This is a genomic window from Nitrosopumilus ureiphilus, assembly GCF_013407185.1.
GTDB lineage: Archaea > Thermoproteota > Nitrososphaeria > Nitrososphaerales > Nitrosopumilaceae > Nitrosopumilus > Nitrosopumilus ureiphilus.
On record NZ_CP026995.1, the window covers coordinates 300402 to 314446 of the forward strand.

Annotated in this window: 16 protein-coding genes and 2 tRNA genes; 10 read left to right on the plus strand and 8 right to left on the minus strand. The window is 33.0% G+C overall.

What is annotated here, in order from left to right; genetic code table 11:
- Positions 1–115: 115 nt before the first annotated feature.
- The 3 genes from C5F50_RS01715 to C5F50_RS01725 all read left to right on the plus strand — a co-directional run bounded on the left by C5F50_RS01715 (position 116) and on the right by C5F50_RS01725 (position 2711).
- Positions 116–625, plus strand: coding sequence for a nucleoside 2-deoxyribosyltransferase (locus C5F50_RS01715; protein WP_179371996.1), 510 nt, complete (start codon positions 116–118; stop codon positions 623–625).
- A 243-nt stretch (positions 626–868) separates the two neighbouring features.
- Positions 869–2191, plus strand: a complete 1323-nt coding sequence (locus tag C5F50_RS01720) for a beta-propeller fold lactonase family protein (protein WP_179371997.1) — start codon at positions 869–871, stop codon at positions 2189–2191.
- Between the two features lie 109 nt (positions 2192–2300).
- On the plus strand, positions 2301–2711 hold the full coding sequence (locus C5F50_RS01725) for a hypothetical protein (RefSeq protein ID WP_179371998.1): 411 nt from the start codon (positions 2301–2303) through the stop codon (positions 2709–2711).
- A gap of 11 nt (positions 2712–2722) precedes the next feature.
- Here C5F50_RS01725 and C5F50_RS01730 read toward each other — a convergent pair whose 3' ends face one another.
- Positions 2723–3238, minus strand: coding sequence for a hypothetical protein (locus tag C5F50_RS01730; protein ID WP_179371999.1), 516 nt, complete (start codon positions 3236–3238; stop codon positions 2723–2725).
- A gap of 441 nt (positions 3239–3679) precedes the next feature.
- On the opposite strand from C5F50_RS01730, the gene C5F50_RS01735 reads away from it, so the two are divergent.
- Positions 3680–5563 carry a DNA/RNA non-specific endonuclease gene (locus tag C5F50_RS01735; protein WP_179372000.1) on the plus strand — a complete coding sequence of 628 codons (1884 nt, stop codon included), beginning with the start codon at positions 3680–3682 and terminating at the stop codon, positions 5561–5563.
- Positions 5564–5602: 39 nt separating this feature from the next.
- Here C5F50_RS01735 and C5F50_RS01740 read toward each other — a convergent pair whose 3' ends face one another.
- Both C5F50_RS01740 and C5F50_RS01745 read right to left on the minus strand, forming a co-directional pair.
- Positions 5603–5770, minus strand: coding sequence for a hypothetical protein (locus C5F50_RS01740; RefSeq protein ID WP_179372001.1), 168 nt, complete (start codon positions 5768–5770; stop codon positions 5603–5605).
- A 508-nt stretch (positions 5771–6278) separates the two neighbouring features.
- Positions 6279–6352: transfer RNA gene (locus C5F50_RS01745), tRNA-Lys, on the minus strand.
- Positions 6353–6448: 96 nt separating this feature from the next.
- Between C5F50_RS01745 and C5F50_RS01750 the strand changes: the two genes are divergently transcribed.
- Positions 6449–6526, plus strand: a tRNA-Asp gene (locus C5F50_RS01750).
- Between the two features lie 39 nt (positions 6527–6565).
- Complete coding sequence (locus tag C5F50_RS01755; protein WP_179372002.1) at positions 6566–6790, plus strand: hypothetical protein; 225 nt, start codon at positions 6566–6568, stop codon at positions 6788–6790.
- A 23-nt stretch (positions 6791–6813) separates the two neighbouring features.
- Here the strand turns inward: C5F50_RS01755 and C5F50_RS01760 are convergent, their stop codons facing one another.
- From C5F50_RS01760 to C5F50_RS01775, 4 genes are all read right to left on the minus strand, one after another.
- Positions 6814–7161 (minus strand): TfoX/Sxy family protein, encoded by a 348-nt coding sequence (locus C5F50_RS01760; protein WP_179372003.1) that lies wholly within the window; start codon positions 7159–7161, stop codon positions 6814–6816.
- A gap of 116 nt (positions 7162–7277) precedes the next feature.
- The gene (locus tag C5F50_RS01765) at positions 7278–7616 is read right to left on the minus strand and encodes a YciI family protein (RefSeq protein ID WP_179372004.1); all 339 of its coding nucleotides are present in this window, start codon (positions 7614–7616) and stop codon (positions 7278–7280) included.
- 79 nt (positions 7617–7695) lie between these two features.
- A complete protein-coding gene (locus tag C5F50_RS01770; protein WP_246282104.1) occupies positions 7696–8094 on the minus strand; it encodes a winged helix-turn-helix transcriptional regulator in 399 nt (132 codons plus the stop codon).
- Between the two features lie 310 nt (positions 8095–8404).
- Positions 8405–9340, minus strand: coding sequence for a metal ABC transporter substrate-binding protein (locus C5F50_RS01775; protein ID WP_179372005.1), 936 nt, complete (start codon positions 9338–9340; stop codon positions 8405–8407).
- A gap of 195 nt (positions 9341–9535) precedes the next feature.
- On the opposite strand from C5F50_RS01775, the gene C5F50_RS01780 reads away from it, so the two are divergent.
- The 4 genes from C5F50_RS01780 to C5F50_RS01795 all read left to right on the plus strand — a co-directional run bounded on the left by C5F50_RS01780 (position 9536) and on the right by C5F50_RS01795 (position 13819).
- Complete coding sequence (locus C5F50_RS01780; protein ID WP_179372006.1) at positions 9536–10108, plus strand: hypothetical protein; 573 nt, start codon at positions 9536–9538, stop codon at positions 10106–10108.
- Between the two features lie 586 nt (positions 10109–10694).
- Entirely contained in the window at positions 10695–11303 is a 609-nt protein-coding gene (locus C5F50_RS01785; protein ID WP_246282105.1) for a response regulator, read from the plus strand.
- 716 nt (positions 11304–12019) lie between these two features.
- Positions 12020–12730 (plus strand): hypothetical protein, encoded by a 711-nt coding sequence (locus C5F50_RS01790; protein ID WP_179372008.1) that lies wholly within the window; start codon positions 12020–12022, stop codon positions 12728–12730.
- A 12-nt stretch (positions 12731–12742) separates the two neighbouring features.
- Positions 12743–13819 (plus strand): glutamyl-tRNA reductase, encoded by a 1077-nt coding sequence (locus C5F50_RS01795; protein WP_179372009.1) that lies wholly within the window; start codon positions 12743–12745, stop codon positions 13817–13819.
- A gap of 4 nt (positions 13820–13823) precedes the next feature.
- On the opposite strand, the gene C5F50_RS01800 is transcribed toward C5F50_RS01795, so the two are convergent.
- Positions 13824–13991 (minus strand): DUF1059 domain-containing protein, encoded by a 168-nt coding sequence (locus C5F50_RS01800; protein ID WP_179372010.1) that lies wholly within the window; start codon positions 13989–13991, stop codon positions 13824–13826.
- Between the last annotated feature and the right edge of the window lie 54 nt (positions 13992–14045).

Below are 14045 nucleotides of genomic sequence, written 5' to 3' on the forward strand. Positions count from 1 at the left end.
TGTTATTATATGATATTCCTACATTAAAACAGTTTTCTTATAAATAATATGATATGTGCCTTGGAAAAACTAGCAAGTGGACATTTATTCTAGTCTAAAACTATGTTCATTAGTATTGAATCAGCAAGAACAAACTATCAAAATTTTCTTGGCTAATCCGTTGGGATTTTCTGAAGCAGGGAGATTCTTTCTAAAAGAAAAATTTATTCCTCAAATTCAAAATGACAAAATTCGAATTATAAATCCATGGAGAAACTTTGATTCAGATGAAAAAAAAATTCAAGAAATACTGAAAAAAGATGCTAACGAACAGGATCATGAATTAAACGAGTTTAATGAGTTTTTGGGAGATAGAAATGAATCTGATTTACGCAGTTCTGATATGGTTATCGCAATATTGGATGGTGTAGATGTTGATAGTGGAACAGCTGCAGAAATAGGTTTGGCATATGGTTTAGGAAAAAAGATAATTGGCTATCGTGGCGATTTGCGACAAACAGGAGAAAACAATCAGGTTCAGATTAATCTACAAGTTGAATATGATATTAAAAAAAGTGGCGGAAAAATTCTAAACTCTATAGAACAACTGAGTGAATATTTAAAAAATGAAGTAGAACACATCTGAATAATTGTGATTACGGATCGGAAGGGGCTGATATACTTTTCTGGGTTTGGTTTGAGACCCATTTTATGACGGATTTTTCTTTTTTTTATAATCATTATGGATGTTGCAAATTTTATGATGACTTTGATGGAATAATATGTGAGATACATATTCCATGATTATGTTAATATACTAAGTAAAATTAGATTATCTGATTTGTATCAAAAATTATCTTTATTATTTATCATGTTATTTGTTGTTGCGGTGAGCTATTCAGTTGATGCTTATGCTCAAACAGACTCTTTTAGGTTGATGGATTATGATGCCAATACAGATCGAGTGTATGTTGCAAATTCTGGTCAAGATGAAGTATGGGTAATAAATGCAACAGCAGCTCCTGACACTTTTCAAGTGTTGGCAAAAATTTCCGTAGGGACAGATCCTAGAGATATTGCAATTAGTGATGATGGAACCAAAATCTATGTGACAAATCACTTTGATGGGACAGTATCAAAGATCACATATGATCCTATTACTGATGAGTATGATTCAACTTACATTCCATTGGATGTAGGAAATCTCCCTTGGGGAATATCTCTTGTTAGCGGTAAATTATTTGTTGCAAACTGGGGAGGAAGTAACATTGGCGGCACAGATTATGATGGCACATTAACAATATACAATTTTACTGGAAACCCTCCTAGAACAGACATTCCAATTGGAGGCAATCTTGATGGTGGACCATGGGGACTTAATTCACATCCCAATGACACATGGCTTGTAATTACAGATGACGGTCAAGAAAAACTTGTACTAATTCATAGAGTAACTATGGAAATGTTTGAGATTGATTTGAGTCAAATAGAATGCTATAATCCATGGGATCCTGTAATTACAGATGACGGTCTAATTGTTACACCCTGTGGAGATAGTTATGATATTACTACTATGCCAAACTCTATCGAACTAGAATCACCACTCACTGTTTTTGCCGAACCAATCGTCGCAGGCGAACCTGCATTTTTTCCAGTTTTCAATCTTAAGAATTGTTGGAATTTAGATTATAGTTTTGGTGGCTGTACTGTAGGTCCTCCGCAAAAATTACAATTTGAAGATGAAGGTGCAACTCATAACGAACCATGGGCAGTTTATTCTCAAGGTGATAAGATCTACGGTGTCGACATGTATAACAAGGCAAATCCTGGAGAAGAGCAAGAAGAAGGTACTTTGTTAATATGGGATGCCACCACATTGGATTTAGTATCTGACGGAAAAATAGAATATGAAGACCATCCTGATAAAGTAGGTGTTGGGCCTAGAGATGTTTTGGTTACTCCTGATGGTAAAATTTTTGTATCCAACAGTGGAACACATGAAATATCTAACAAGCAAAATGAATTGGGAGGTACGCCATTTGATTATAGTTCTGCAGTAGGTGCATCAATCATTGCATGTGATGGTAGCAACTGCATTACAAGTCATCCAGTTACCACAACTGATAACACTCTATGGTTTATCATTGCAGGTATTGTCATAGCAATTGTGATAATTATATTCATAGTAATTAGAAAACAAAAAAAGAACTAAATCCACGTAAAAGACTAAAGGGACTTGTATGCCTTCTAGGTCTGATTTCGGCCAAGTCTGTGACTGAATTTATCATTTTTTAGAATTTCGATAAAATACATAATTTTTATTGATCCTAGTTCAAATCCTTGATCCTGATCAATTTATTACTGTCCACTATGATCTACTTTTATTGACTTTGGAATTACAAGGCGTTAAGATTCCTCCCTTTATTGAAGATGAAGCAATATTGGCACAAGATTCCCACATCTCGTGTATTCTTGCACATCTACATGATCGAAAAAAACCGTTTACTTATGGCGAATTACTTGAGGAAATTCAAAAATGTCTTAATGAGTCCGTGAACACAGAGCAATTTGATGAATTCTTGGTGAAATTATCTAGAAAAGGACTAATCTCTAAATTATATGGTAAAGGCGAATCATTATTGTATACGTTTACTAAACTTGGAAGTCTAGTACTAAGTTTAGCTAGTACATACAATGATCATTTAAAAAATAAGAAGCACAAAGGAACATAAATCTCTAAATTTTATTTATAGAATTGCTTAAACATTTTCAATTCAAAAGCTCTTGCTTTAGTCCATCCTTTTATTTGCTCTATGATGTCTTCTTTTGTTGAATAATCTTCATGAGAAACAGTTTGATAAAGTGCATCATGTATGTATGATGTCAAGATTTTCCCTTTCTTGATATTTTTTTCTGTCAAAAGTTTTAGAACACTCTTGATATTCTTTTCATAGTTTCTTGCAATATATCCAATCTCGAAGGTGACTCCTAAAGGAGAACCTTTTTTTGAATAAATTGCAACACAAAGAATAGGGTTATTGTCACGTAGTAATTTTTTAAATTTATACAAATGTGTTTGATAATATTCCCAATCAGGCTCATCTTCCATGACAAATGCATTGTATCCATCATCTTGTAAATTCGCACAAATCTCTCTTCTAAACCCCAATTGGTCTTCTGGTCTACCTGGACCTAATACTATGATTCTGACTTGATTGATGATATTTCTTATTTCTTGATTGGTTGCAAAATTGCTCATTTTTTAAGTGATTATTTTATTTAGCAATTTATTCTTTGATATTATTTTAATAATAAAATTTCATATCCTATGTAAGTTATTATTTTGTGTTTTAATCTCAAGTTTATTGCTAACAGATTTTTTTGTTTCAATTATCAGAAAAGTGATTATCGATACTCATACTATCTTCAACCAAGATTCAATTCCAATTTAAAACATTTTCTTCAACACCAGTCTATATTTTGAAAGATGGAACAACATACATCTACAAAAAAGATGGGCATACTATTGATGCTGGAAATCTTCCATTTATCAAAGAAATCAAAAATCAAAATTTTATCTCGTAATTATTTACAATTATAATGAATAAGAACAATAATAATTCTCAAGTATTGCTTGTAGTCTAAAATGTGATCGAATAAATGTTTTAACTTTATTAATTACTTCTTATTCTCGTAAGTTATGGTCAGTAGTTCAAATTATAAAAAAACTGACAAAAAAAATAAAGATAAATCTAAAATCATGATGAAAAAATTACGTTCCTTTATCAGAACTGAAGGCAGTAAATATCTAAAAGATGGCAATGTATCCTCAATTGGAATTGGTTATCAGATTAAAGATGGGAAACCAACTAAGGAAATTGCAATTCAATTTACCGTTAAGAAAAAAGCTACAACGGATATGCTTGAAAGTCTAAATACTACTTTACTACCTGAATCAATTAAAATTGGAAACATCGATGTACCTACAAATGTAATTGAGAGAGAATTCAAAGCAGATTATCGTCTTGTACAAGAAGCAATAACACCTGATAGAAAAAAACGATTAGATCCAATACTTTCTGGAGCTAGTGTAGCAAATGTAAATGAAACAGCTGGAACAATTGGATGTATTGTCTATGATAAATTTGATGGAACTCCATGCATTCTTACAAATTGGCATGTGCTTCAAGGGTCTAAAGGAAAAATTGGGGATGAGATTGTTCAACCAGGACCTTTTGATGATAATCGAACTCATTTGAATCGACTTGGGAAACTTGTCAGATCTCATTTAGGATTAGCAGGTGATTGTGCTATTGCAACAATTGAAGATCGTAATTTCAGCAGTGAAATAATTGATATTCCGACAACTGTTGAAAAACTGGGAGAACCAGAATTGGGTGACAAAGTCATTAAAAGTGGAAGAACTACTGGTGTGACTCATGGAATAGTAACTCGTGTTGATACAATATCAAAACTTGATTATGGTGGTTCTGTTGGAGAACAAAATATTGGTGGTTTTGAGATAGGTCTTGACCCTGATTATACTCCTGATAATGGAGAAGTAAGCATGGGCGGTGATTCTGGTTCTGTTTGGATTTTTAAGACAAATTCAGGCTCACTAACCAATGTTATGGCAGGCCTACATTTTGCAGGAGAAGGACAAGGGAATCCTATGGAATATGCAATAGCTTGTTATCCAAATTCAATTTTTAAGAAACTTGAAATTTCTTTGCAACCCCCTTCTGATACTCAACGTGTAAGTGGTACTGGATATGATGAAAATTTTCTCTCTACTCAAATCCCTCTTCCCAAATTAACTCCTTCAAACAGGAAAAAAATGTACAAAGAAAATGGAAGTGAAGTAATTGATTACACACACTTTTCATTGGCCCTTAACAAATCAAGAAAGTTTGCATTTTGGGTAGCTTGGAACATTGATGGGATGAATATAAGAAAAGTCAGTCGAAAGGGAATATTATTTGTATTGGATTCAAATATTCCAAATGAGTTTCAAATTGGAAATCAACTTTATGTAGATAACAAATTAGATAGAGGCCACATCGCACGTCGTGCAGATTTAGTATGGGGTAATCTTAAAGAAGCTAAAAAAGCGAATAAGGATTCATTTTATTTTACAAATATAGTTCCACAAATGGATGATTTCAACCGCTCTAGTAGTGGGGGATTATGGGGAAATCTTGAAAATGCAGTTTTTGAGGATACTGATGTTGAAGATCTACGTGTAAGTGTATTTGGCGGACCAATTTTTCGGGATATTGATCGAGAATATAGGGGAATAAAAATCCCACTTGATTTTTGGAAAGTAATTGCTTTTGTGGAAGATGGTAAGCTAAAAGCAAAGGGATTTGTTCTTACTCAGAACTTGGATGAACTTGAGGCACTCGAACTAGATGAATTCAAAGTATTCCAAGTTGCTCTCACCGAAATCGAAGACAGGACGGGGGTAAAATTCTCATCGAAGCTTAAATCTGTTGATTCAGTAGGAGAGAATCTTTCTCATGAACCTGAAGTCTTGAGCAAACGTAAACCATTAGAATCATCCAGAGATATTGATTGGTCATAACTGTTATCTAAAATGAAATTCCGTGAAAAGCAAGCAAAACTAATCAACGAATCGGTAGCATGTAAAATCAAATCCACCCCTTCTAATTCCGGAAGACGATGCAACAAGGGTGACTGTTGCCTCTAGCGGATTGGTAAACTTTAGAATCTCTCTTATCTCTTCATGTGTGTATCCTCTTGTATCTAAATTGACTTCTGATGTTGGCATTGATGCATCAATGCGCTCTCATCCAGTGTACCCCGTTCATCTTGAATAGTTTTTTTATCGGCTTGAACATGTTGGGGATATTATTGAGATTCAAATAATCAGGATCATCTTTTGGTTTTTCACATCACTCTTTTAGTTTGGATACCTATGCGAGCAAGATTCCAGTTGTACTGTCAGGGTCTTCTCTTGTCTTTTGTACAAGCTCGTTTGCTCTAATTTCAAAATCTGCATTCCAGAATAGATGAGATCATCTTCTTGTTTCCCTGCTTTAGACGTTCTACTCTTTGTTGTTCTCGTAGTTGTTTATCCCCGTCTAAATAATCTTCCAGCACTCAACAAACAAATTCTCTGAGTCTCTTCTCGTAAGTTGTTCTTGTCTGCGGTGATTTTATTCCGGATCTAAATAATGTGATAGGATCATCTGTAGTATGTTTGATGTCGTTTTTGTTTATCTTGATTCCCACAAAATCAAATACATGAGTATCCTAGATAAATGTCAAAAATGAGGCGGGTCTAAAGGGATTCGGACCCTTGACAACCGGATTAAAAGTCCGGTGCGCTACCTGGCTGCGCCATAGACCCTCATCAAAAATGCTTTTCGTGTATAATTTAGTCTTTTACAAAATTTTTTCTTATGACAGAAACTTTTAATCTGGCAATTCTGTTCAAACAATTTGTGCCCTTGTAGTATAGCCCGGTCTAGAATTCGGCCCTGTCACGGCTGAGACGCGTGTTCAAATCCCGCCGAGGGCGCCATCAATTCTCTTTAAATCCCTACATTGTAAATAGAGATTGTTGAGCCAAAAAGCCTCAAATCCAAAGAATATTGGCATTTATGACTATGACAAGAGGATCTCAAGAACTATGATTCTAATCAAAAAGAAATTATCGCAAGAAAATATCTCCATTATTGAGCAATATCACAACGTAATGATCAGAATCTCTCTCAAAGGCATTACAACACAAGCATTTGCAGACAATTCTACAAATATTTCATCTCTCACAAAAATAATCAAATAATTTTAAATTCTAATAGGTTTGAACTACATTGGAAGAGAGGTCACATATTCAACACTGATTTTAACCCAATATCGTAATGATCTCAAATTATTTTTAATATCTTTAGGTAATACTACATACTCTTTCTTAACTGGAGATCCTGGAAAATAATGAAGAGGCTTGGCATCTTTATTTTTCAATAGTTTATCTCTATACTTTTCAGGCAATTTCATCGCAAACCCAGCTGGAGTTAGAGTTATGCAAATTTTTCCATTTGCATAAACAGCTGCACCGCTAAAGAAATGCTTACATTTTAGATCAATATTTTTGAATTTAGATGAATCAATTTTTCTCATTAATTCTACGAGAGAATCCAGATATTTTTTGGCCATAGTATATTCTATTTCATGATGATAGATAAAGACTCAGAATTATTTTGGGGTAAAATAAGACATAGATGAATATAAAAAATGAGGATTATTAAAAAATAAAAAAATATGAAGTTGCCTTAACATTTTGGAAGAGGCATTTTTTCATGAATCTCAATATGAAATCCATCACCCATTTTAAGATGTGGATTTTCTTTGAGTAGTTCTTCTACTTTTGCCACATTATCTGCTTGCATAATGGAGTATCCTCCAACCTCAGAACTACTTGATGTAGAACCTGATGTATCAAGATGCTTACCATTGCCAAGTATGGATCCCATGTCAACAAGATGTTCACCACAATTTTCAGCCCACTTCATCCAGGCTTCCATCATTTTTGACATCTCATCAGGACTCATGTCTTTGCATTTATCTTGTGCAGATTTTGGTGCATTATAGAGCACAATAAATTCTGTCATTTTTATCTACATACTCATAACATGTTATGTATTAAAATTAGATAGTAACAAAGTAGTAACTAGATTAGACTATGTTAAGTTAAAGTGAGGCTGGATTTCGTCCACAAACTTCTTGAAAGCTACGAGTTTTTTTATCAAAGTAAATTTGAGGTTCATGCTTTAATGAAAAAGCTGCCATCTGTTCTAATACTGGAATAAGATCAGATCCTTTGTTAGTTAAGGCATATTCTATTCTAAGTGGAGTTTTGGATAATATTTTTTTGGTAATCAGTTTTCCTTTTTCCATTTCTTTAAGTCTGACAGCAAGAGTATTGGAATTTATTCCATCTACAGATGATAAGAATTCGTTGAATCTTGATTGTTTTCTCAAATACATATCTCGAACAATTTGAACTGTGAATTTTTTACCAATAATTCTAAATGTATTATCAACTGGACAACTTTTCACTTCTTTTGGTGCAACGAATTCTTGAGCCAATTTTCACACTATTAGGTTCAAATACAGATTAACTATTTTAATCTAGTGTAAAAATATAAGTTAATTTTTTTAGAAATTCAGAATGGTAATCCCATGTTCAAACCCCAATGGATTTGGTTATTGATAGGGTGTTAAACTGATTCTTCAAATCCCTTTAAAGGAACTATATTTGTCTCTATAAAAGATATTTTTTAATAATTTAATTTTGAACAAAATAAAATTGAATCTTAAGACCAACAACGATTAGTTGCTTGGTGATATATTCAATTAAATCTAGTATTGTAAATTACTAACATCCGTATGCGACAACTCAATCACATAATGTCTTTTTCAAATTTTCTTTGTTTTCCTTTAGTCTATCCAGAAATGTTTTACCTTCTTCTTGTATTTCCAATGGAGACAACACTAAGACCTGTCCTCCCAATTCATCTGCTATCACTTGGGACATTTTTGGATTGACAAACTCTTCAGTGAAAATAATCTTGATGTCAAGCTCCCGTGCTGTATTTATCACATTTTCTATATTTCGTGGGCTTGGATCTCCAAATGGATCTAGTGAATCTACCACAGTGTGCTGGTTTAGCGAATATTCTTTTGCAAAATAACTAAACGCATCATGAAATGCAATGAAATCCTTCTTTGAGCATTGAGCTAGTTCTTCTCTAATCTCTTTATCTGCAGAATCAATTTTTGCCAGATATTGTTTGGTGTTATCAGTATAGTATTCACTGTTTTCTGGATCAGCCTCTTTTAGTGCAGAGGCAATATTGATTACCTGAATCTTTATGGTCTGTGGATTTAGCCATATGTGAGGATCAAAATTCAGTTCAGATTCATCTGTTGAGTCAGAGTTTGTTCTGATGGGAGTAATTCCAAAACTAGTGTCTACCATTTTTACTTGCTGATTTATTGTACTGACATCTTTGACCCACTGCTCAAAACCCAGACCATTAATTATGACAAGATCTGCGTTTTGCATCTTTTGTATGTCTTTGACAGTTGGTTCCCAATCATGTGGTTCCACTCCTGGTGAGACCAAAACAGAAACATCAACTTTGTCTTTACCAACCTCCTTTGTAAATTCGTATAATGGATAAAATGATGCAAGTATCTGGATTTTTTCTCCTTTTGTCTCCACTGAAGATTCTTGAAGATTGTTATTCGGATCGCTTGACCAAACAAAAAGCGATACTAATGGAATTACTACCGCAATTGCAATTATTGCCATCTTGCTTTGCTTATTCACGCCTAAACATCAATTATATTATTAATAAACCTTTAAAATATTATTAACATTTATTGAAATAACTATTAGTTTTTAATAACTTTGTATAAAATATTGAATTGAGGGTACTGTTACCTCTTAGGTTGTTCATGTATAGAATTCACTAGTAATCCTCCGATAACTCTACAGCACCTAAAAAGCAGTAGAGAAAAAGAAATGATTGACTATAAAGAAAATTGGAAGAAAAGACTGACCTATGTACTGTTTGGAATAATTAGCTTCTACTTTGGATTCATACCAATTCATATAATTTTACAAATTATTTTTCCTGCTAACTCTGCTGTGATGTGGGTAACTTTTGGATTTAGTTTTTTGAGATTTGCAATGCTAGGAATATTTTTGTATATGGCATTTGTTCATGTAAAACCATCATTCATACCAAAACAAAAAAGATATCGTAGATTAATTATTCTTATACTATTGCTAATACCAATACTTACCATTTTACTCCCATCCGGCTATATCGTACCACAATGGGAGTCTGGATTTTTTATTGTTTCATCAGGTATCATGACAAAAGACGGTATTGAGCATAAGGGCAGTACCACAAGTTTTGGCGCAAGCTCTGAATCTGATTGCATAGAGAGTTGTAAAAACATCAGTAATGTTAGCTCAGATAGGGGAAACTCATGTGAATTTACAGGAATGTATGGTAAAACCCATTGGCAAAAAACATCAAGGGATTTTATTGATGTTAATGAAAGAATTCATTTTGGAGGAGTGAAATGAAAACTAGACTGCTAATATCCTTTGTGGAATCATTCTTCTAGCGTTAGGAATTGTTTTTTCATTTACTCAATATAATGCAGTTGAACTTTTTGGAACTGTGCATGAATTTACTTATGGTTCATTTTGTTCTATCATAATGAGCCACAAAATTCGTACATTATGATCATCTTAATATATTGAATTTTTTATCAGTATGTGTGCAAAAATTATTTTGCTAAAGAAATCAATTCATCAAGAATCAAAATTACTTGTTAAGATAAACCAGAAAAACAGAATCACATTGCATATGTGGACAGGAAAATGAATGTGAAAAAACTAAATCATTCCAAAATTGTAGACTATTTTGGGGTGTTAAACCAATACTGCAAATTCTACTAAAGGAGCTAGAGGATGATCTGAAAAATTACATTGACACCTAGATTATGTCTCTAATTTGAAATCTTAGCCTATATGCGCTTTCCATCATTTTTCATATTTATTATGAATATTATAACTCAATATAGTACTAAATTATGACTTTATATAGTAAGTAAATTATAATTTAATATAGTAGTAAATTATAACTGTATGATCAATGGTCAGATGCATGGTTATAGATGATGATCAAAATATTGTTAATGTATTTTGTGAGATACTAAATATTGTTGGTGTAGATGTTGTTGCCACAGGTAATGACGGTAATGATGCTGCAATTATGTACAAAATGTTTCATCCAGACATATCTTTTATAGATTTGAATATGCCACGTTATGATGGATTTTATGCAATTGAAGAAATCAGAGATATGGATCTAAACACAAAGATAATTGCAATGACAGGATATTCTGAATATGTTAAATCTAATATTTTTGATTCATTAAACATATCTATCATCAACAAGCCATTTGATATTCGTTCAATAAAGCAGATCATAGTGGATAGTTTTTTGATTGAGAGTGATTTGAGTAAAACTTCATTATTTAAAATTCGATATAAATTCAAGGAAGATAATGAGAACTATTTATGCAAAGTTACATATGAGCAATACCGGAATCTAAAAAAAATACCAATGATTGAGGAATGTGAGATAGTCGATAATTTTCAAAAAAATATCGATTCATATCAAAATAAAATGCAAAAAGCACTTGACTTGGCGTCTAAAGATGACTTTAGTTACATTAAAATGATATCTGAAATAGTACCACAACTCCAATAATTGCAAGAATTATTCCTGATTTGGTGGATCTGGTAATCTCCGTCATGTATTTGTGACGGCTGAAACAAAACAGAAACTAATTGAAAGAGGCTGGGACAAAATTCTATCTGTAAAACATGTTGATGCAGATATTTTGGCATCTCTGAGTCATAATTAGAAAATGAAAATAGATTTTTTGCCAATCATAGAAAAATAATAATTGTTTTGCTAATATTCTCAGTAGTTGCTATGTAATTTACTGGCATGATGGCGCTTTCTATTTTTGGCAGTATTGACCATGTAATCGGCTTAGAGAAAATTTACAGGAAATTGAAAGTACTTATCTACCTGTAATCTCTTCTTCTGGTTTACTGGATAAACTGCCCTTTTCCTAAAGCAAAATTTTTCACCCAAAATAGTGCAAAATCTATGTTCCTGACTATTCCCCGTGTCATGTGGGTAGAGAGCCAATTTGAACCGAAAATAAATTCTTTCAAAATAGTCCTATCTTATTAATTTCATTAAAGTGGTCTTTTTAGGCATAAGTTGGTATATCAAACTTGAGAGTGTTAATTTAATTTAACCAATCCCGCCGAGGGTCCATTATTCCTATAATTTCATAATCTCAAAATAATTCATAGCGATCAATCAGAATTTTTGTGATTGCTGTTGCAAAATGAATTATAATTGAATTACCTACAAGAATATTAAAATTCAGGCAATTTTAGTAAAATTTGATGTCTGAAGAGAAAAAAGAATCTGAAGTAGATGCAAAATCTGCCGAAGATTCATCCTCTGAAAAAACATCTGTTGAAGAATCTAAAGTTGATGCAAAAGCAGCTGAGGATGCAAAAGCAGCTGAGGATGCAATTGCAAAGGCTGAGGCTGCCGCAAAAGCTGCAGAAGCTGCAGAAGCTGCAGTAAAAGATGCTCTTGCCAAAGCAAAAGCTGCCAAAGCAGAAGCAGAAGCTGCAGCAGAAGAAGAATACAAAGCAATAGCTGCAGAGGTTAAAGCAGATGCTGCAAAGAAACCTGATTTTACGTTTAAGCGACAAGGTGAAGAAATCTTCAGACGAGAAATGGGTGAACCTGAATTTTTCTTAGATAAAAAAGATAGATTCCCAAGACCAATTCTTTCACAAGATGAACAAGAATCTCTAACAAGACAAGCAGAGATTCCACAGGATCAAACCCCTGCATATATTCCTGAACATGTTCTTAGTCCAGAATTTGGTGGAGTTTCAAATTATGAACGTAGTGTTGATTTATTTTTAGAAGAAGCAAAACTAAAACTTGAAAAATTAAAAAATGATCCAGACTCATCTCCAAAAGAAATCCGAGATGCTGAAAATGAAATTATTTACTTAGAATCTTTGCATGAAAATTTCTATATTGGAATGAATGTTTTCAGAACAGCTAAAGGCGGACGGGATAAAATAAAGGCATAATAGGTGAATGTTGTGAGTCAAATATCTTTTGATGTAATGAACGCGAGAGTTACTTTCAAAAATATTCCTATACACACATTATCAAAATTTTCTTTTAAAGATGTCATTACAGCATGTCAAGAATTTAAAAAAATCCCTGGTGTTGAAGAATGTATAATTATTCAATCTGCAACTAGAGTGGAAATCTTTACAGTTAGTAATGTTGAATCTGATGATTCTCCCGATGCAAGAAGACCCGAAGGTAAAACCCTCGTGTTAAATCAAATTAAAGATACTTGGGTATCTTTATCATCACTAGAGCAAATTGATATTGATCATTTTGATCAAACTCTAGAAGTTTACAAAGGTGATGATGTTTATCTCAATCTTTTAAGATTGGCCTCGGGATTAGATGCTTTAGTTGTTGGATGGCAAAATGTTTTTGATGATGTTGTTCAATCATTAACAAATGCAAAAAATGCAGGAACATCTGGTCCAATTCTAAATAAATTATTTGAGAGCGTGATTAGATTATCTACTAGAATGAGGGATACAACAGGAATTTCAAAAGATGTTGTCTCACTTGGGGATGTTGCAGTAAAACTTGTGGATGAAAAAGCAGGCCTTGATTCTAAGAAAAAAGTTTTAGTAATTGGAACTGGTGAATCTGCAGCAACACTTGTAAAAGCTTTAGATAAAAAAGGTATCTCATTTGATGTCACTAGTCGAACTCTTGAACGTGCAACTGGTTTTACAACCATTCTTGGTGGAACTCCTGTAGATTTTAATGATGTTTTGACAGGATTTGACAAGTATGATATTGTTTTTGTCGCAACCACCTCTGATTATTTCTTAATTACGTATGATAGAATTAGACTAGTAATGGAAGAAAAGACAAAGGGTACACTCGTTTTAGATTTATCTGAACCTAGAACTGTAGATGAAGGAATTACCGCTCTTCCTGGAATCAAATTATTGTTCAGAGATCAAATAGCAGAAATTTATGAAGAAAGTGTAAGAACTCGAACAGGTATTATTCCTGCAGTTGAGAAAATTATTGAAAAAGAACTTCCTGTTTTATCTGCTAGAATGAAAAGATTGGATGTTTAATTTTCTACAAACCTTGTTTTCTTAAGAGAAATTGCATTATGGCTTCTTTAGAATAATCTATTCCATGTTCATCATCAGTATGGGTTCTAAAATCTTCAATTACTTGTTCCATTTCACCATCTGCAACAAAATCACACTCAAAACCGTAATCTCTGCATTTTAGTTGTGCCATGCTTTGGTGAAAGATAATCAATATAAAAATCCACAGGTATATTGCTAATTTAGA